The sequence below is a fragment of the Nocardiopsis sp. B62 genome, from assembly GCF_018070675.1.
Classification (GTDB): Bacteria; Actinomycetota; Actinomycetes; order Streptosporangiales; family Streptosporangiaceae; genus Nocardiopsis; species Nocardiopsis prasina.
Window position 1 is genome coordinate 1 of sequence record NZ_JAGPXK010000007.1, and the last position, 18,314, is coordinate 18,314.

Consider the following 18,314-nt stretch of genomic DNA (forward strand, 5'->3'; position numbering starts at 1 on the left):
CCTCCGGCGTTCACGGGATTCGTCAGGGGTGTCTCGGCGGCTGAGGTGCCCCCTGGGGCCCCTGCGGCTGCTCGGGTGGGGGCGAGTGGGGGTGCGCGGGAGTGCGCGGGTCCTGGGGAGGCTGGGAGCCCTGGGGCGTGTCGGGCAGCAGCTCACGCGCGAGGATGGTGCCGCCAGCCGTCGCCGCGGGGAACACCGCCACGGCGACGAAGGGGATCGCCAGCAGGAAGTACGTGGGGACCGCGAAGCCCAGCACGCGCCAGCGCCGGGTGCCCATGAAGTGGCGGCGGTCGCGGACCAGGAGCAGGCCACGGCGGTCGAAGGCGCTCGCGGTGAGCTCCACGCCCAGCAGCCACCCGCCCATCACGGCGGTCAGCACCGGTCCGACCATCCAGCCCACCAGCGGGATGAGTCCCAGCAGGAACGCGCCCACGGTCACCAGGAGGGAGACCAGCACGATCCCCACGGACTGGCGGATCGAGCGGACCAGCCCGGCGGCCAGGGACTCCTCCGGGGCCTCCGGCGCCCCGCCCAACTCCTGTTCGACCAGCTCGGCGATCTTGTCGTAGATCGGCGCGCCCAAGCCCAGGGTGACCGTCGTGAACGCCACCACCATGACCAGGACCGCCCCGGCCAGCAGACCCACGGACAGGGCGCCGCGCAGCAGTCCCTGCCAGACGGTGTCCCACTCCCGGGCGAAGGGCGTCGCCCACGCCACCAGGTCCGTCAGGTTCACCGCCAACGTGACCAGCGCCGCCAGGAACAGCAGCGACGTGATCAGGGCGGGCAGCGCGCCCAACAGGAACAGGCGTGGTCTGCGCAGCACGATCGCCAGACCGCGCAGCAGAACGCCGAAACCACCGAAGACCTCACGTACGGGATTCACGGGCGAACACTAGCGCTCCCAGACCGACCGGTACCACCCAGGCCGTTCGAGCAGCTCCTCGTGGGTTCCCGACTGGAGCACCCGGCCGTCGCGGACCACGTAGACGCGGTCCACCCGGTCCAGGCCGGTGAGGTCGTGGGTGATGAGCAGGGTGGAGAACCCCTCGGCGGCGTCGAGCAGGTCGGCCACCACCGCGTCGCGGGTGTCCGGGTCCAGATGAGCGGTCGGCTCGTCCAACACGAGCACGCGCGGTGCGGCGAGCACGGCCCGCGCCAGCGCCAGCCGCTGCCGCATCCCGCCGCTCAGCCCCATACCGTGCGAACCCACCTGGGTGTCCAGCCCCTTGGGCATCGCCTCGACCTCACCGGCCAGGCGGGCCCCGCGCAGCGCCGCCCACAGCTCGTCGTCCCCGGCCTCCGGCCTGGCCAGACGCAGGTTCTCCCGGAGCGTGGAGGCGAACACGTGCGGGTCCTGCGGGACCCCGGACACCACCCTGCGGACCTCGTCGGCCGGGTAGTCGGTGATGTCCACGCCGCCGATCTCCACGCGGCCGCCGTTCGGGTCCATGAAGCGCAACAGCACCGAGGCGAGCGTGCTCTTGCCCGCGCCGCTCGGACCCACCACCGCCACGGTCGCCCCGGCGGGGATCTCCAGGTCCACCCCGTCCAGCGCCCACGGTTCCTCCGGGCCGTACCGCACGCGCAGGTCACGCACCCGCACGGTGGCGTCGGCCGCCGGGTCGATCTCCAGCCCCTCCCGTGCAGGAGGCGCGACCCCGGGCGGAGTGTCGAGGACACCGAACAGACGCTCGCCACTGGCCCGGATCGAGCCCAGCCGTGCCGCGACGGCGGGCAGCGGGGCCACGATCTCGAAGGCGGCCAGCGTGGTGAGCACCAGCACCGCCAACGCCGTCGGGCCGATCATCCCGTCGTCCACGGCCAGCACGCCCAGGAACAGGGCGCCCCACACGGTCAGCCCGGTGATCAGGGCGTTGGCCCCGGCGCTCAGGCCGAGGGTCGCGGCGTCGCGCCGGGCCACCCGCGTGAGCTCGGCGTCGGCCTCGTTCACCCTGGCCACCTGACGCTCCATCGCCCCGTAGGCGATCAGGTCCGGGGCGCCCTGGAGGGTGTCCACCAGGGTCGTGGAGAGGCCGCCGCGCGCCCGGGCCTCCCGCAGACCCGGCGCCCGGCCCAGCGCGGCGGCGGCCAGCGGAACCGCGAGCCCGGCGAGCAGCAGCCCCGCCGCCAACAGCAGGCCCCCGGGGACGTACACCATGGTCAGGACCAGCACCGTGGCACCACCGGTGACCACCGACACCAAGGGCGGCGTGAGCCCGCGCACCAGCAGGTCGAGGGTGGCCTCGGTGTCGTTGACCAGGCGCGACACGAGGTCGCCGGAGCGGAAGCGCCCGAACGGCTCGGTCCGGGCCAGCCGCTCGTACACCCGGACCCGCACCTCGGCCAGGGTCCGGAACGCCGCGTCGTGGGTGACCAGGCGCTCCAGGTAGCGGGTCACGCCCTTGCTCACACCCAGCGCCCGGGTGGCGACCACGGCCACGCTCAGCGCGGTGATGGAGGGGTGGTTGGCCGCGGTGGCCAGCATCCAGGCGGCCACGCCCAGCAGGGCCACGCCCGAACCGGTGGCGGCGGCGCCGAGCAGCACGCCCAGTGCGAACCGCGCGCTCCGGGGCCGGGCCAGCCCGATCATCCGGCGCAGGGGGTCCCGGCGCCGTTCCCGCTCTCCGACCTCCGACGGGTGGGTGGCGGCGGCCGTCTCGGCGCTCATCGGTGGGCCTCCCGGGTCAGCAGCGGAAGCGCGGTGGTCCTGAGGTTCGCGCCGAGCGCGGACTCGGCCCACCCGGTGTCGTGGGCGACGATCACGGCGGTACGCCCCTCCAACAGGCGGGCCACCGCGGTGCGCACGGCCCCGGCGTTCTCGGGGTCCAGGTGCGCGGTGGGCTCGTCCAGCAGCACCAGCGGCGCGTCCCGGCACATAGCCCGGGCCAGGGCGATCCGCTGCCGCTGCCCGGCGGACAGGCGCGCGCCCCGCTCGCCCAGCCGGGTCCCGTACCCCTCAGGGAGGGCGGACACGAACGCGTCGGCCTCGGCCATCCGCGCCGCCTCCCGTACCCGGTCCATGTCGGCGTCGGGCGCGCCCAGCCGGATGTTGTCGGCGACGGACACGTCGAACAGATAGGGGTGCTGGGGCACCCAGGCGACGCCCAGACGCCAGTCGTCGGCGGGCACCTCGTCCATCGGGGTCCACTGCCCGCCGGGAGCCCGCACGCTGATCCGTCCCTGCGTGGGTTCGCCGAGCCGCAGCAGGAGGGACAGCAGGGTGGTCTTGCCCGAGCCGCTGGGCCCGGTGAGCAGCAGGTGCTCGCCGGAGCGGACGGTCAGGTCCAGTCCGGACAGGGCGGGCACCTCGCGGCCGGGGTAGAGCAGCCCCACCCCCTCGAAGCGGATGTCACCCGAGGCGGCGGGTGCGGGGACCCCGGTCGGTGCCGTGGCCCGCCGCTCCTCGCCGTGCCCGTCCCGACCACTCGTCCCGCGCTCGCGGTCGAGTTCGGTGAAGACCTGGTCGGCGGCGGCCACGCCCTCCATGCTCGCGTGGAACCGGGCTCCCACCTCGCGCAGCGGCAGGTAGGCCTCGGGCGCGAGGATCAGGACCAGGAGGGCGGTCTGGTAGTCCATGTGCCCGCCCAGCAGGCGCAGCCCCACCTCCACCGCGACCAGCGCGACCGCGAGGGTGGCCAGCAGCTCCAGGGCGAAGGCGGACAGGAACGCGATCCGCAGCGTCCCCATGGTCGCGGCCCGGTGGTCGTCGCCGACCCTCCGGATGATGGCGGCCTGGGCCTTGGCGCGGCGGAAGACCGCCAGGGTCGGCAGCCCCTCCACCACATCGAGGAAGTGCCCGCCCAACCGGCTCAGCAGCCGCCACTGGCGCTCGGTGCGCTGTTGGGTGTGCATACCGATCAGCGCCATGAAGATCGGGATGAGCGGCAGGGTCACCAGGATGACGATCCCGGAGATCCAGTCCGCCCAGAACACGACCGCCAGCACCGCGAACGGCACGATGCAGGCCAGGACGAGTTGGGGCAGGTACCGGGAGAAGTACTCGTCGAGGGCGTCCAGGCCCCGTGTGGCGAGGGTGACGAGTTCCCCTGCCCGGGGCGAGCCGTTCTCCCGGTCACCGCCCTCGGCCAGCCACACCCTGCCCGAACCGGTCACGTGGGAGACCAGTTGGCGCCGCAGCTGCGACTTCGTACGGGCGGCGCTGTGCAGGGCGGACGCCTCGGCGAGGTAGGAGAGCAGGGCGCGGACGATCGCGACCACGGCCACGGCGGCGATCATCCAGCCCAGCGCGTCCATGCCCTCACCGGCCCACACCCCGGTGATGACCCGGGCCAACAGCCAGGCCTGGGCGAGGATGAGGCCGGTGATCAGCACGCCGCTGACCACGGTGACGGCCAGATGCGTCCGGACCGCGCCCGCGGTGCGCACCAGACGTGGGTCGAGCGGTTTCATGTGCGTGGAACCTCGTGGCGTCGGGGCCCGGCCGGAGCGGTGAGGCCGATGGGGCGGATGAGTCGGGGACGCGGGAACACTGTGTGCTCCGGACCAGTATCCGGGGAGGTCGCCGATCGCGCCGTACCCCGCCCTCCGGGGCGATGCGGAGGACGGAGGGTACGGCGCGGGGGAACGCGGCCGGTCAGGCGGCCCGTTCCGGCTCGTTCCCGGTCGGTGTGGTGGTGGGGCCGCCGATCTGCTCGCCGGTGACCCGCTTGCGGAAGACCCAGTAGCTCCAGGACTGGTAGCCGATCACCAGCGGCAGGAACACCAGGGCCACCCACGACATCACGGTGAGCGTGTAGTCGGCTGACGAGGCGTTCTCGACGGTGAGGCTGAAGGCCGCGTCGGTGGTGGACGGGAGCACGTCCGGGAACAGCGACCCGAACAGCGCGGTCACGGCGGTCAGGATGGTCACCGCGGTGGCCAGGAACGACCAGCCCTCACGGCGGTACCAGGCCGCCACCACTCCGGCCACCAGGGCCAGGGCGGCGATCAGCACGAGCGGCAGCGTCCACGGCTTGCCGTAGGCGAACTGGGTCCACAGCAGGAACGCGGCTCCCGCGGGCACGGCCACGCAGGCGGTGACCAGGGTGGCGCGGCGGGCGCGGACCCGGACCGGCCCGTCGGTCTTGAGGGTCAGGAACACGGCGCCGTGCAGGGTGAACAGCGAGAGCGTCGTCAGCCCGCCGAGCAGGGCGTACGGGTTGAGTAGGTCCAGCAGGGACGCGGTGACGATGTGGTCGGAGTCCATCGCCACGCCCCGGACGATGTTGGCGAAGGCCACGCCCCACAGGAAGGCGGGGACGGAGCTGCCGAAGAAGATGGCCCGGTCCCACCAGTCCTGCCAGCGAGGGTCGTCGCGCTTGCCCCGGTACTCGAAGGCCACGCCGCGCAGGATGAGCGCGATGAGGATCAGGAACAGCGGCACGTAGAACCCGCTGAACAGGGACGCGTACCAGGCGGGGAAGGCGGCGAACATGGCGCCGCCCGCCGTGAGCAGCCACACCTCGTTGGCGTCCCAGACCGGGCCGATCGAGTTGATGGCGACCCGGCGGTCCACGGAGTTGCGCCTGCCCATGAAGGGCAGCAGGGTGCCCACCCCGAAGTCGAATCCCTCCAGGACGAAGTACCCGATCCACAGGACGGCGATGGCGACGAACCAGATGACGGCCAGTTCCATGGTCGTTGGCTCCTAGTAGCTGAAGTGGGGGATCTGGGACTCGTCCTCGTCGTTCTCCAGATCCGGGACGAGGTGTGCGGGGCCCTTCTTGACGTACTTCCACAGCAGGCCGACCTCGATGACGAACAGCAGCCCGTACACGGCGGTGAAGATCCCGAGGCTCATGGCCACCGTCCCGAGGCTGACTCCGGGGGAGACGCTGTTCGCGGTGAGGAGTTCACCGTGGACGGTCCACGGCTGGCGGCCCATCTCGGTGAGCACCCACCCGAAGATGTTGGCGAACAGGGCGGCGGGCAGGGCCGCGATCGCGGCGTAGTAGAACCACCTGGTCCTCGGCAGCCGCTTCCGTCCCCGGGTGAGCCACAGCCCCAGGGCGGCCACGGCCACGCCGAAGATCCCGAAGCCCATCATCAGCCGGAAGGCCCAGTACACGACGAACACGTTGGGGATGTAGTCCCCCGGGCCGTAGTACTCCTCGTACGCCTCCTGGAGGTTGTTCATCCCGTGCACCTCGCCGTCGAAGTGCCCGGTGGCCAGGAAGCTCAGGATGTTGGGGACACCGACGTCGATCGGGTTGTACCGCGCCTCGGTGTCGCCGACCGCGAACGTGGAGAAGGGCGCGCCCTCCTCGGTCTCCCACAGGGCCTCGGCGGCGGCGAGCTTCATGGGCTCGTACTCGGCGGCGAGCTTGGCCTGGTGGTCGCCGGAGACGAACGTGAGCGCCCCGGCCATGAGGGTGAAGACCAGGCCGACCTTCAGGGTGGAGCGGAAGAGCGCGAGGTCGCGCTTGGGCGGGGTGACGCCGACCTCTCCGGTGTCGTCGTGCCTGGTGTGGCGCCACAGCTTGAAGGCGCTGACGGCCACCACGAAGAGCCCGGCGGTGACGAAGGCGGCAGAGACGGTGTGCAGGTACGTGGACCAGGCCTGGTCGTTGCTGAGCACGGCCCAGATGTCGTTCAGCTCGGCGCGGCCGTTCTCCGGGTTGACCTCGTAGCCGACGGGGCGGCGCATCCAGGCGTTGGCGGCCAGGATGAAGTACGCGGAGAGGTTGGTGCCGACGGCGACCACCCAGATGCAGGCCAGGTGGATGCCGCGCGGGAGCCGGTGCCAGCCGAAGATCCACAGTCCGATGAAGGTGGACTCCAGGAAGAAGGCCAGCAGGGCCTCCATCGCCAGGGGCGCCCCGAAGACGTCCCCGACGAAGCGCGAGTACTCGCTCCAGTTCATTCCGAACTGGAACTCCTGCACGATCCCGGTGACCACGCCCATGGCGAAGTTGATCAGGAACAGCTTCCCGAAGAACTGGGTGGCCTGGAGGTACTCGTGTCTTCCGGTGCGGTACCAGAAGGTCTGGAGCACGGCCACGATGAACGAGAGCCCGATCGTCAGGGGGACGAAGAGGAAGTGGTAGATCGTGGTGACGCCGAACTGCCACCTCGCAAGGTCTAGAGCTTCCATGCCCGCCTCTCAGTTACCGACCGCCGGTAGTACTACGAACTGTAGTGCTACTGCCTGTCGTACGTGGGTGGACCCCCCTGAGAGACAGGACACGTTGGGTCGGCGAGTGGTGCCCTCCGGCAGCAGCCCCCGGGCAACACGACGGCGCGCCCCCGAACCGGGGGCGCGCCGTCGTGCTTCGTGTCTTCGTGGCCCTGGTGCCGAACCAGGCCGGGGCCGTCGTGTGGAGGAGGGAACCAGGTCGTGTTTTTTGGATCATTCCGCGCTCGCGACCACCAGGCTGCCTCTCGCTGCGCCGATGAAGCTCGGACAGCCAACCCCGGGCGGGCCCCCGCTGTGTGAGGCTGCGGAGCTTGCGTAGCAGCGCACAGTAGGGGCAGCTTCGCTCCACGGCTTGCGAGAGATTGCCTGGACGGCCGCTCGCATCGATGGCGGCTCCGCCGCCACCGGCGAAAGCATCCAAAAACCACGCCCTAGCCGCGCAGCTCCAGCAGGCGCTCCATGTTGTCCACCTCGGACTGCTGGGCGTCGACCATCCCCTGGGCGAAGGTGGTGACCAGCTCCTCGTTGCCGAGCTCCACCTCGGCCTCGGCCATCTCGATCCCGCCGAGGTGGTGGGCGATCATCAGCTCCAGGAAGAGGACCTCGGCCTCCTCGCCCTCGGCGTCGGCGAGCCGCACCAGCTGTTCCTCCGTGGCCCACCCGGGCATGGTCTCGGGGACCTCGCCCTCACCGCCGCCGTGGTCGTGGTCGGCCATCCAGGTCATCGGCGGCTCCGAGGCGCGGGCGTGGAGCCCCCAGGAACTCAGCCAGCCCTGCATGATCCCGATCTGCGCCTGCTGGGTCCGTGCCATGTCCGTGGCGATCGTGTGCAGCTCGACGTCGTCGGTGCGTTCCATGACGACCAGCGACATGTCCACGGCCTGGGCGTGGTGCGTGCTCATGTCACGGAGGAAGCCGGCGTCGGCGCTGGTGTCCAGCGGGTACGACGGACGGCCCATGAGGAACCCCCCGACCAGCGCGAGGGCGACCAACGTCACTGCCATCCAGAGCGGGACGGAGCGTCCGGGTGAGCTCGGGGGCGCGGAGCCGCCGCCCTCCTCCGAGTGGTCGTCGTGCTCGGCCGACCCGTCCTCGTACGACTCCTCGTCGGAACGGTCGGCGTCGCTCGCCGCCGCCCCGGTCACATGCCCCATCGGAACCACCCTGGTCAAATCGCACCACTCTGATGACAAAGTAGAGGATAGGAAAGTCCCATTCGACCACATCCAGCCCAGGAGACCCAGTGGCCAAGAAGACGAAGGCGGAGGAGCGTCGAGCTCGCGCCGCCGCCCTGCGGGAAGAGCAGCGTAAGAAGGAACGCCGCGCCAAGATCCTCAAGATCGCCGGGATCAGCGTAGCCTCCGCGGCGGTCCTGGGTCTGCTGGGAACCGCGGTCTTCATGGAGTTCCGCTCCCGCAACATCGCCGGTGTGCAGGAGTACGCCGTCGACGAGTACAACCACGTCCCGGACGGCCAGCGCGTGGACTACGAGCAGTCCCCGCCGGTCGGGGGCCAGCACTGGAACAGATGGCAGAACTGTGGTGTGTACACCGAACCGCTGATGCCGGAGTTCGCGGTCCACTCCCTGGAGCACGGCGCGGTCTGGATCACCTACGAAGCGGACATCGCCGAAGAGGAGATCGAGGCGCTCCAGGGCTTCTACAACCCCGGCGACTACCTCGTCATCAGCCCCTACGAGGGTGACATGCCCGCGCCGATCGTCGCCTCCAGCTGGGGCCGCCAGATCACCGCCGAGAGCGCGGACGACGAGGACCTCGCCCGCTACGTCCAGTTCTACGAGCGCGGCCAGGACGTCCCCGAGCCCGGCGCCGCGTGCTCCGGCTCCATCTCGTTCACCGCGGCCGAGATCGAGGCCGAGATCGCCGAGGACGGCGCGGACGCCGAGTCCCTGGAGGGCGCGGACAGCGACGAGTCCGGCTCGGACGCGGAGAACGAGGACACCGACACCGAGGGCACCGACGAGCCCAGCGCGGCCCCCGACGAGGGCGGGGAGTAGCGCCGAGAGCGCCCCACCCACCCCCCCGACACCTCCCCAAGACGCGAAAGTGGGGCCGAAGGCGATCCTCCCGCCTCCGGCCCCACACGTGTCTCGGGGGAACGGGCGCCGCTCGGGCGCGGTCACTGCCGGCTGTCGGCCCGCTCTTCCAGGTGCTCGGCGATCAGGTCACTCAGCTCGCTCAGAGCCGGGGCGGGCGGGCCGTAGGAGGGCGGCACGGAGAGTTCGACGTAGGCCTCGCGCTCGACCGCCGTGTACACGGTGGGAGCGTCCTCGGGCTGGGGGAGCCACGCGACACCGTTGACCTCCTCCAGGATCGAGTCCAGTTCCAGGGAGGAGGGCTGGGGAACGCCGCACCGAAGGCCGATGGGCGGGTCGCCCCAGGCCGCCATGATCTCCGACTCGGGCTGGACCGTCGCGCGGTCGGCGCCGAGAAGGGTGTCCGGGAGGTCCGAGACCAGCGCCGCGCAGGCCTCGGCGGTCTGACCGTCCGTCTCGGGGGGTTGCATCTGCACGGTCTGGCCGCAACCGGCCGTCACCAGGACGACGGCAAGGGCCGCTCCGAAGTAGCGCTTGGGCACGGGCAACCTCGCTCCGTCGACTCAGTCGACCTCAGATGTTGACGATGGGACAGGTAAGGGTACGGGCGATGCCGTCCAGACGCTGAATCCGGGCGACCACGAGGGAACCGAGGGCGTCCATGTCCTCCGCCCGCGCCTGCACGATCACATCGTAGGGACCGGTGACGTCGTTGGCCTGGTCGACCCCCGCGATCCCGCGCACACGCTCCGCGACCTCGGCGGCCTGGCCGACCTCGGTTTGGACCAGGATGTATGCCTGCACCATGTTGACTACTCCTTCATGCCGGGCCGGGTGGGGTGCCGAGCGACGCGGCCCCGGCCGGAGGGGCACAGCCGATGACGAACGGATGACGAAAGTGGGGGCCTGACCACGGGGTCTAGACCACTGCGCCGGAGCGTCACCGTACCCTGATCTGTGTGTTGAGCACCATTGGGGGTCTTGGCGAGTTCGCTCTGATCGAGCGCGTGACGGGCCAATTCCCCAGGACGGACGACGTAATCCTCGGACCCGGCGACGACGCCGCGGTCGTGGCCGCGCCTGACGGGCGCACGGTCGCGACCACGGACCTCCTCGTCGAGGGCCGCCACTTCCGGAGGGACTGGTCCACCGCCCGCGACGTCGGGCACCGCGCCGTGGCGCAGAACTACGCCGACGTCGTGGCCATGGGCGCGCGCCCCACCGGGCTGCTCATCGGCTTCGCCGCACCGGCCGAGCTCCCGCTGGCCTGGGCCGAGGAGTTCACCGCCGGGGTGCGCGACGAGTGCGCCCGGGCCGGGGGAGCGGTGGTCGGCGGGGACACGGTGGGCTCGCCGACCCTGACGATCGCCATCACCGCTCTCGGGGACCTGGAGGGCCGGGCCCCGGTCCGCCGCGACGGCGCCCGGCCGGGTGACGTGGTCGCCTACACCGGCCACCTCGGCCTGTCCGCCGCCGGTCTGGCGCTCCTGGAAGGGGGCGTCGACGGACCGGCGGAGTGCCTGGCCGAGCACCGCAGGCCGAGCCCGCCCTACGCCGCGGGCCCGGAGGCGGCCCGGCTCGGCGCGACCGCGATGCTCGACGTGAGCGACGGACTCGTCCAGGACCTCGGGCACGTGTGCCGTGGCAGCGGGGTGGGAATCCTTCTGGACTCGGAGGCGTTCCGGCCCGAATCCGCACTCCTCGAAGCCGTCCGTGTACTCGGGGCTCCCACGGGGAAGGCTGTGGACGCCGCCCGTCGCCTGATGGTGGCCGGCGGTGAGGACCACGCTCTCGCCGCGGTCTTCCCACCCGAGGTCGTGCTCCCGGAGCACTGGCACCGCGTGGGCACCGTGGGAGAGGCACCGCAGGAGGGCGGCCGGGCCGCCGTCACGGTGGACGGGAACGTGGTCGAACGCGGTGGGTGGGATCATTTCCGGCGGGACTGAGCCCGTTTGGATTTGTCCTGTTTGGTGATCGCGCTAGGCTTTGCCATCGCGGTCAGCGTTGGCCTACGGACAGTGGTATGACCTCGCGGGGCCCGAACCCGCGGCGATCCACCCGAGGTGAGACCCCTGGTCGGCACGGCCGACGGCCCAGGGTGAGCAAGGCCAGCGGAACAACGTCGGAGGGCGGCACATGGGGCGGCATGGCTAGGCGGCACGGCCACCGTCGTGGAGCCCACCGCAGCGAACCGGAGAACGCCGGAGCGCTGCGGCGGTTCGGAGGACTCCTCGAGAGCACGGTGCCCAAACGGGTCGAGCCGCCGAGGCTGCTCAACGTCCTCGTGGTCTCCGGGGTGATACTCGGACTGCTCCTGTTCGGCTACAGCACCACGCAGATCTACCTCCAGTTCGGCGGCCCTCCCGGCGCGACGGAGGCACCCGGACCCCAGGACGGCACCGAACCCACCCACGACGCCTCCCCGCGTCCGGACCGCGGCGGCGCCTCGTCAGGGGAGGGGAACACCGGGCCGCAGACCCAGGCGGGGTCGGAGCCCACGGCCGTCTCGTACCAGGTGCTGGAGGCGACGGCGGTCGGCTTCACCAGCAGGGTGACCGTCACGAACACCTCGCGGACCCGGCTCGACGCCTGGGAACTGGCCCTGGCCTTCGAGACCGCCGACGTCACCGAGGTGCACGACGCGGACTGGGAACCGTTGGACGACGGCATCCTCGCCCGCCAGTCCGGGACCGACGGTCACCTGGATCCGGGTGAGTCGGTGACCCTGACCTTCGACGCGATCGGTGTCTCCCAGAGCCCCGTCCGGTGCTCCCTCAACGGCCACGTGTGCGACCTGTAGAGCCGTGACCCTGGTCGTCCGGTCGTCACACGAGTCACTTCAGCACCGGCTCCGGACAGCACGAAGGCCCCCCGACCGAAGTCGGAGGGCCCTTCGAGAACCACGGGTGGCAGGGGACCCTAGCGGGTCACCTTGCCGGCCTTGATGCACGAGGTGCACGCGTTCACACGCTTGGGCGTGCCGCCCACGCGGGTGCGAACGGTCTGGATGTTGGGGTTCCAGCGGCGGCGGGTGCGACGGTGCGAGTGGGAAACACTGTTACCGAACCCTGGTCCCTTGCCGCAGACGTCGCAGACGGAAGCCACGGTAACTCCATTCAAGTGCTCGGGATCGCGCACGTCGCCGCACGCGAGAGGTCATCCGGCCAGAGGAGGCCGGGTGGGCAGGCTGGCGAGGACGCCAACCGGGGAAGAGTACACGAAGGACATGCCCGAAGGTGAAATCAGACCACTGGCGGGCGTCCGTACGCGCTACGGCGGGGAACGGCGCGACCGAGGCCTCACACACCCACCGGAGCATCGAGATCAGCCACGCGGGCATGGCGAAAACGCGATGAACTCTGACGAGTATACCCCGGTTGGAGGGGGCGGCTGCACCAGTGCCGCCGGTGCCACCAGTGCCGCTGCGTCGCCGACGCGACCGACACGGGCGGTCAGCGTACCGGCCGCCCCCGGTCGTCGCACCGGAGGTCTACGGTGACACTGACGGGCGACCCCACGAGGCAGGACGGGAACCACAGTGAGCACCTGGGACGAGCCGCTGCGCAAAGGACCCCTCGGCGGCAGGACGGCGAAGGCACTCGCCGACAAACTCGACCTCCACACCCTCGGCGACCTGCTGCGCTACTACCCGCGCCGCTACGACCGCCGGGGCGAACTCACCGACCTCGCGCTCCTGCGGGAGGGGGAGGACGTCACCGTGCAGGCCAAGGTCCTGGACGCCCGGCGGCGCACCATCCCCGCCCGCCAGGGCCGCCGCCGCATGGACATGATGGAGGCCACCGTCACGGACGGCACCGGGCGCCTCCACCTGACCTTCTTCAACCGCGGCTCCCACCACCAGAACACCCTCGTCCCCGGGCGGCTGGCCATGTTCTCCGGCCGGGTGTCCACCTTCAAGGGCCGCCGCCAGCTCGACCACCCCGAGTACGTGCTCCTGGACGACGAAGGCCTCGAGGGCGAGGCCGCCCGGGCCTACGCCAACGAGCTGATCCCCGTCTACCCGGCGGTCAAGGGGCTGGACTCCGCCACCATCGCCCGGTCCGTCGGGGTCGCGCTGGACTACGCCACCGACATCCCCGACCCCCTCCCGCCCGAACTGCGGTCCCGCAAGGGGCTCCTGGGTGTCCACAAGGCGCTGGAGCGGATCCACCGGCCCACCGAGTGGTCCGAGGTCGGGGCCGCCAGGCGCCGCCTGAAGTGGGACGAGGCCTTCGTGCTCCAGCTGGCCCTGGCCCAGCGCCGCCAACAGGCCGAGGAACTGCCCGCCAAACCGCGCCCCGGAGTGGACGGCGGCCTCCTCGACGCCTTCGACGCCCAGCTCCCGTTCACGCTCACCGACGGCCAGAAGGAGGTCGGTGAACGCCTGGCCGAGCGGCTCGACGCCACCCACCCGATGCACTGCCTCCTCCAGGGCGACGTCGGAGCGGGCAAGACCCTGGTGGCCCTGCGCGCGATGCTGCGGGTGGTGGACTCCGGCGGCCAGGCCGTCATGCTCGCCCCCACCGAGGTCCTGGCCCAGCAGCACCACCGCTCCATCGGCGCCATGCTCGGGGCGCTCGGCAGGGCCGGGCAGATCGACGGCGCCGACACCGCCACCCGCGTCGCCCTGCTCACCGGTTCCATGAACACCGCCGCGCGGCGCGAGGCCCTGCTGGAGGCCGCCTCGGGTCAGGCGGGAATCGTCGTGGGCACCCACGCCCTCCTCCAGGAGCACGTCTCCTTCGCCGACCTCGGTCTGGTGGTCGTGGACGAGCAGCACCGGTTCGGGGTGGAGCAGCGCGACGCCCTGCGGGAGAAGGCCAGGGACGGCCGCCCGCACGTGCTGGTGATGACCGCCACACCGATCCCGAGGACCGTCGCGATGACGGTCTACGGCGACCTCGACGTGGTGGCCCTCACCCAGCTGCCCCAGGGGCGCGCGCCGATCTCCACCCACGTCGTCCCCGCCCACGAGAAGCCGCACTTCCTCACCCGAGCCTGGGAACGCGTCCGCGAGGAGGTCGGCCAGGGCCGCCAGGCCTTCGTGGTCTGCCCCCGGATCGGGGACGGCACGGACGGCTCCGGTGACGAGGTCGAGCCCCCGCCCGAGGACGCGCCCCCGGGCGCCCGGCCACCGCTCGCGGTGCTGGACGTGCTCGCCCGCCTCAAGGAGGGTCCGCTGGCGGACGTACGGGTGGAGGCCCTGCACGGACGGATGGCCCCGGACGACAAGGACGCGGTGATGCGCCGCCTGACCTCGGGCCAGACCGACGTGGTCGTGTCCACCACCGTCATCGAGGTCGGTGTGGACGTGCCCAACGCCACCGTCATGGCGATCATGGACGCCGACCGGTTCGGGATCTCGCAGCTGCACCAGCTGCGCGGCCGGGTCGGTCGCGGACAGTTGCCCGGGCTCTGCCTGCTGGTCACCGAGGCGGAGGAGGGCAGCCCCGCCCGCGAACGGCTGGCCGCCGTCGCCGCCACCACGGACGGGTTCGAGCTGTCCCGCGCCGACCTGGAGATGCGCCGTGAGGGCGACGTGCTCGGCGACGCCCAGTCCGGGGCGCGTTCGAGCCTTCGCATGCTCACGCTGGTCAAGGACGAGGAGCTGATCGGCGAGGCCCGCGAGGAGGCCACCCGCCTGGTGGCCGAGGATCCGGGCCTGACCGCCCACGAACCGCTGGCCGACGCCCTGGCGGCGTTGCTCCCCGAGGAACGCGCGGAGTACCTGGACAAGACCTGAGCGCTTCCGAGGCACGAGGCGGCCCCTGGCCGGTCGTACCCGGGGGGACACAGGGGGAGGGGCGCCGCCTCCGGGAAGCGGCCTTCCTCCTCAGCGGACACGCAGCCGCAGCGCGCGGGTTCCCGTTGTGTGTGCACGCTCAGACTCGGGCTCCCGTGGGCGTGTGCACCCTCCAGCGGGCGTGCACCTCAGCACGAGTGCGCCCGCGGCGCGCTTCCGTGGTGCGCGTACCTGCTCAGTGCGGCGTGCAGCCGGAGTGAGCGGATTCCCGTAGTGCGTGTGCACGCTCAGACTCCGGCTTCCGTGGTGCGTGTGTGCCCGTAGCGCGCGGGCTCCCGCAGTGCGCGGGCCCACGACGGCGTGTGTTCTGGTGGCGCGAGCGCTCCAGTGGTGCGTGTGCACCCTCGGCACGCGGGCTCCCGCAGTAGGCGTGCAGGCTCAGTGGGCTTGAACCCCCGGTGCGCGTGCACCGTAGCGCGCGGGTCCCCGTGGTTGCGCGTGCACCGCAGTGCGAGGGCTTCCGTGGTGCGCGTACTCCCGCAGTGCGCGGGGTCCCGTAGTGCGTGTGCATTCTCAGCGCGTGTGCCATGAGGGCCCCAACGCGCGTACACGCTCAGTGGGCGTGAAACCTCAGCACGCCAGTTCCCGTTGTGTGTGCTCCCGCAGTGCGCGGGTCCCAGGGCGCGTGTGCACCCTCGGCACGCGGGCTCCCGCAATGCGCGGGCCCACGACGCGTGTGTTCCGGTGGCGCGAGCGCTCCAGTGGTGCGTGTGCACACAGCGCGCGTGTGTACCCGCTTGTCCACAGGCGGCGGGGTTCCCACTGGCGGAGTGCGCCCGCCCGGTGTTGACTCGATATCGGGGGAGCCTCCGGCTCCGCCAGCCTCAGCGTGCCCGGGGGCGCACTACCGTGGGGGCCATGACCCGCATCATCGCCGGGGCGGCGGGCGGACGACGCATCTCCGCCCCCGACGGCCGCACCACCCGACCCACCAGCGACCGGGCCCGCGAGGCCCTGTTCGCCTCCGTCCAGTCCGACCTCGGCTCCCTCGACGGGCTCCGGGTGATGGACCTCTACGCGGGGTCCGGGGCGATCGGCCTGGAGGCCCTGTCCCGGGGGGCCGCGCACGCGCTCCTCGTTGAGGCCGACCGCAAGGCGGCCCGCGTGGTGAAGGAGAACATCACCACACTGCGGCTTCCCGGCGCTGAGCTGGCCGCGGACCGGGTCGAGCGGGTTCTGGCGCGCGGCAACCAGGCCGCTCCCTACGACCTCGTCGTGGCTGACCCGCCGTACGCGGTCACTGACGAGGAGGTCGCCTCGGTGCTGTCCGCCCTGGTCGAGCACGGTTGGCTGGCCCCCTCCGCGATGCTCGTGGTGGAGCGCTCCAAGCGCGGCGCCGAACCCGAGTGGCCGCGTGGGATCGAGCGGGACCGCAGCCGCAAGTACGGCGAGGCGATCCTCTGGTACGCCCGCACCACCGAGTAGATATCGGGCATACGCCACGTTTTCTGGCGCCGCACCAGGGAAGGTTCAGACGACCCGGTGGGGTGACTTCCGTGATGCTCGGGCCGGGTGTGAAAGCGGACACTGAGGACCGCTAAGTGGGAGTTGCCCGAAATGGGGCGGGGGTGAGCCCCTACGATCGCTGTACCCGTGAGTAGTACCTGAGAGGGGCGATCCACCGTGCGCCGAGCCGTCTGTCCGGGCTCCTTCGACCCGGTCACCCACGGACACATCGACATCATCGGGCGAGCCGCCAAGCAGTACGACGAGGTCATCGCCGCCGTACTCAACAACGTCAACAAGCGGGGGCTCTTCACCGTCCCCGAGAAGCTCGACATGCTCACCGAGGGCACCGCCGAGTTCGACAACGTCCGGGTCAGCGAGTTCGACGGACTCCTCGTCGACTTCTGTCGCGAGAACGGCATCGAGACCATCGTGCGCAGCCTGCGCTCGGTCAGCGACTTCGACTACGAACTCCAGATCGCGCAGATGAACTACCGGCTCTCCGGCGTCGAGACCGTCTTCATGACGGCCAACCCGCAGTATTCGTACCTGTCGTCCAGTCTGGTCCGCGAGATCGCCATGCACCGCGGCGACGTCTCCAGCCTGGTCACGCCGTACGTCCAGGGGCGCCTCAAGGAGAAGTACGCCGAACGCGCCCAGGGATAACCCCCTCCGCGAGCCCGATCCCGCCCTCTCCGCAGGTGCCTTCGGGGGGCTGATTTGGGTGGTCGGCGACATGGTAGGTAGAATCTGGGTTTGACCATGGGCGTCGCCGGTCCTCGGCGTGCGCTCAGGCCGGTCAGCACCACCGCGACAGCACGACATGCACCACGTCGGCGGCCGCGTGCCCGGCACCCGGAACTCTCCTGAAAGCGCGATCACTCTGTCTCGTCTAGATGCCCGTGACCCGTACGTGGTCGACACCCGCCAGCTGGGTCGCCAGCCGGGGTCGATGCGTACCGTCAACCGAATCGTGACCGTCCCCGAGGCGCTCGAGACGGCGATGGCCAGCGTGCCCAAGGGCCAGGAGATCGAGCTGGACCTGCGCCTTGAGGCGGTGATGGAGGGTGTCCTCGTCACCGGGACCGTCAACGGTCGCCTCACCGCGGAGTGCTCCCGCTGCCTCGACCCCCTCTCCGAGGAGTTGGAGGCCGGGTTCCAGGAGATGTACCGCTACCCCGCCGACGACGACGTGAGCGTCCGAAGCGACGAGGACGCGGACGACGATGATGAGGACTACTATCTAGAGGGCGATCTGCTCGACCTCGAACCGGTGATCCGAGACGCCGTCGTGCTCGCGCTCCCGCTCTCACCGCTGTGCGGCCCGGACTGCCCCGGCCTGTGCGCCGAGTGCGGTGTCAAGCTCGCCGACGCCGGGCCGGACCACGGTCACGGCGACGGTGTCGACCCGCGTTGGGAGGCGCTCCGCGACATCGCGGAGAAGCCCGACCAGCAGTGAGTCCAGTGACCCGGTCGAGTGCGGTACCCAATGGGAACCGCCGACGACTGGGGCACACCCTCCCCGCCACAGCGCGCGGGGTGACCAGATAAGCGACCTCCCGCGACCGCGGGGGTGACCCAGGAGGATTGAAGTGGCCGTCCCGAAGCGGAAGATGTCGCGGAGCAACACCCGGACCCGCCGTTCCCAGTGGAAGGCGTCGCGCCCGGTGCTGGTCAACTGCCCGCGCTGCCGTGACCCGAAGCAGCCCCACATCGCGTGCCCGTCCTGCGGCACCTACAACAACCGCCAGGTCATCAACCCGGCCTAACCCGGACGTGCCAGGCTTCGGGCCGTGCGCCCGATCCCGTACTCCCGGACATCATCGGGGCGGAACCCTCTGAGGGCTCCGCCCCGAAGTGCTGTCCGGAAA

17 protein-coding genes are annotated in these 18,314 nt (G+C 71.3%); 8 read left to right on the forward strand and 9 right to left on the reverse strand.

Annotation, left to right across the window (positions count from 1 at the left end; all coding sequences use genetic code 11):
- Positions 1-22 precede the first annotated feature (22 nt).
- The 6 genes from KBX21_RS09945 to KBX21_RS09970 all read right to left on the reverse strand — a co-directional run bounded on the left by KBX21_RS09945 (position 23) and on the right by KBX21_RS09970 (position 8,292).
- Positions 23-886, reverse strand: a complete 864-nt coding sequence (locus KBX21_RS09945; protein ID WP_049568551.1) for an EI24 domain-containing protein — start codon at positions 884-886, stop codon at positions 23-25.
- A 9-nt stretch (positions 887-895) separates the two neighbouring features.
- Entirely contained in the window at positions 896-2,671 is a 1,776-nt protein-coding gene (gene cydC, locus KBX21_RS09950; protein ID WP_210841716.1) for a thiol reductant ABC exporter subunit CydC, read from the reverse strand.
- Positions 2,668-4,413, reverse strand: a complete 1,746-nt coding sequence (cydD, locus tag KBX21_RS09955) for a thiol reductant ABC exporter subunit CydD (RefSeq protein WP_210841717.1) — start codon at positions 4,411-4,413, stop codon at positions 2,668-2,670. Before cydD ends, cydC begins: the two co-directional genes overlap by 4 nt.
- Before the next feature lie 184 nt (positions 4,414-4,597).
- Complete coding sequence (gene cydB / locus KBX21_RS09960; protein WP_017545932.1) at positions 4,598-5,638, reverse strand: cytochrome d ubiquinol oxidase subunit II; 1,041 nt, start codon at positions 5,636-5,638, stop codon at positions 4,598-4,600.
- A 12-nt stretch (positions 5,639-5,650) separates the two neighbouring features.
- Entirely contained in the window at positions 5,651-7,096 is a 1,446-nt protein-coding gene (locus KBX21_RS09965; protein ID WP_049568563.1) for a cytochrome ubiquinol oxidase subunit I, read from the reverse strand.
- A 473-nt stretch (positions 7,097-7,569) separates the two neighbouring features.
- Complete coding sequence (locus KBX21_RS09970) at positions 7,570-8,292, reverse strand: DUF305 domain-containing protein (RefSeq protein WP_210841718.1); 723 nt, start codon at positions 8,290-8,292, stop codon at positions 7,570-7,572.
- A gap of 89 nt (positions 8,293-8,381) precedes the next feature.
- Here KBX21_RS09970 and KBX21_RS09975 point away from each other — a divergent pair, with 89 nt between their 5' ends.
- Entirely contained in the window at positions 8,382-9,155 is a 774-nt protein-coding gene (locus KBX21_RS09975) for a DUF3105 domain-containing protein (protein WP_210841719.1), read from the forward strand.
- A gap of 122 nt (positions 9,156-9,277) precedes the next feature.
- Here the strand turns inward: KBX21_RS09975 and KBX21_RS09980 are convergent, their stop codons facing one another.
- Together KBX21_RS09980 and KBX21_RS09985 are read right to left on the reverse strand one after the other, a co-directional pair.
- Positions 9,278-9,736: a DUF3515 domain-containing protein gene (locus KBX21_RS09980; RefSeq protein ID WP_049568571.1), complete on the reverse strand. Its 459-nt coding sequence runs from the start codon at positions 9,734-9,736 to the stop codon at positions 9,278-9,280.
- Between the two features lie 31 nt (positions 9,737-9,767).
- The gene (locus tag KBX21_RS09985) at positions 9,768-10,001 is read right to left on the reverse strand and encodes an Lrp/AsnC family transcriptional regulator (RefSeq protein ID WP_017545937.1); all 234 of its coding nucleotides are present in this window, start codon (positions 9,999-10,001) and stop codon (positions 9,768-9,770) included.
- 152 nt (positions 10,002-10,153) lie between these two features.
- On the opposite strand from KBX21_RS09985, the gene KBX21_RS09990 reads away from it, so the two are divergent.
- A complete protein-coding gene (locus KBX21_RS09990; protein ID WP_049568575.1) occupies positions 10,154-11,140 on the forward strand; it encodes a thiamine-phosphate kinase in 987 nt (328 codons plus the stop codon).
- A gap of 200 nt (positions 11,141-11,340) precedes the next feature.
- Entirely contained in the window at positions 11,341-11,994 is a 654-nt protein-coding gene (locus tag KBX21_RS09995) for a cellulose binding domain-containing protein (protein WP_049568577.1), read from the forward strand.
- Positions 11,995-12,113: 119 nt separating this feature from the next.
- Here KBX21_RS09995 and rpmB read toward each other — a convergent pair whose 3' ends face one another.
- Positions 12,114-12,299 (reverse strand): 50S ribosomal protein L28, encoded by a 186-nt coding sequence (gene rpmB / locus KBX21_RS10000; protein ID WP_013151263.1) that lies wholly within the window; start codon positions 12,297-12,299, stop codon positions 12,114-12,116.
- A gap of 433 nt (positions 12,300-12,732) precedes the next feature.
- On the opposite strand from rpmB, the gene recG reads away from it, so the two are divergent.
- The 5 genes from recG (at position 12,733) to rpmF (ending at position 18,212) form a co-directional block, all read left to right on the forward strand.
- A complete protein-coding gene (recG, locus tag KBX21_RS10005) occupies positions 12,733-14,937 on the forward strand; it encodes an ATP-dependent DNA helicase RecG (RefSeq protein ID WP_210841720.1) in 2,205 nt (734 codons plus the stop codon).
- A 918-nt stretch (positions 14,938-15,855) separates the two neighbouring features.
- The gene (gene rsmD, locus KBX21_RS10010; protein ID WP_210841721.1) at positions 15,856-16,422 is read left to right on the forward strand and encodes a 16S rRNA (guanine(966)-N(2))-methyltransferase RsmD; all 567 of its coding nucleotides are present in this window, start codon (positions 15,856-15,858) and stop codon (positions 16,420-16,422) included.
- A 198-nt stretch (positions 16,423-16,620) separates the two neighbouring features.
- Positions 16,621-17,109, forward strand: a complete 489-nt coding sequence (gene coaD / locus KBX21_RS10015) for a pantetheine-phosphate adenylyltransferase (RefSeq protein ID WP_210841722.1) — start codon at positions 16,621-16,623, stop codon at positions 17,107-17,109.
- A gap of 247 nt (positions 17,110-17,356) precedes the next feature.
- On the forward strand, positions 17,357-17,902 hold the full coding sequence (locus KBX21_RS10020) for a DUF177 domain-containing protein (protein WP_017545943.1): 546 nt from the start codon (positions 17,357-17,359) through the stop codon (positions 17,900-17,902).
- 133 nt (positions 17,903-18,035) lie between these two features.
- The gene (rpmF, locus tag KBX21_RS10025; protein WP_017545944.1) at positions 18,036-18,212 is read left to right on the forward strand and encodes a 50S ribosomal protein L32; all 177 of its coding nucleotides are present in this window, start codon (positions 18,036-18,038) and stop codon (positions 18,210-18,212) included.
- The last annotated feature ends 102 nt before the right edge of the window (positions 18,213-18,314 follow it).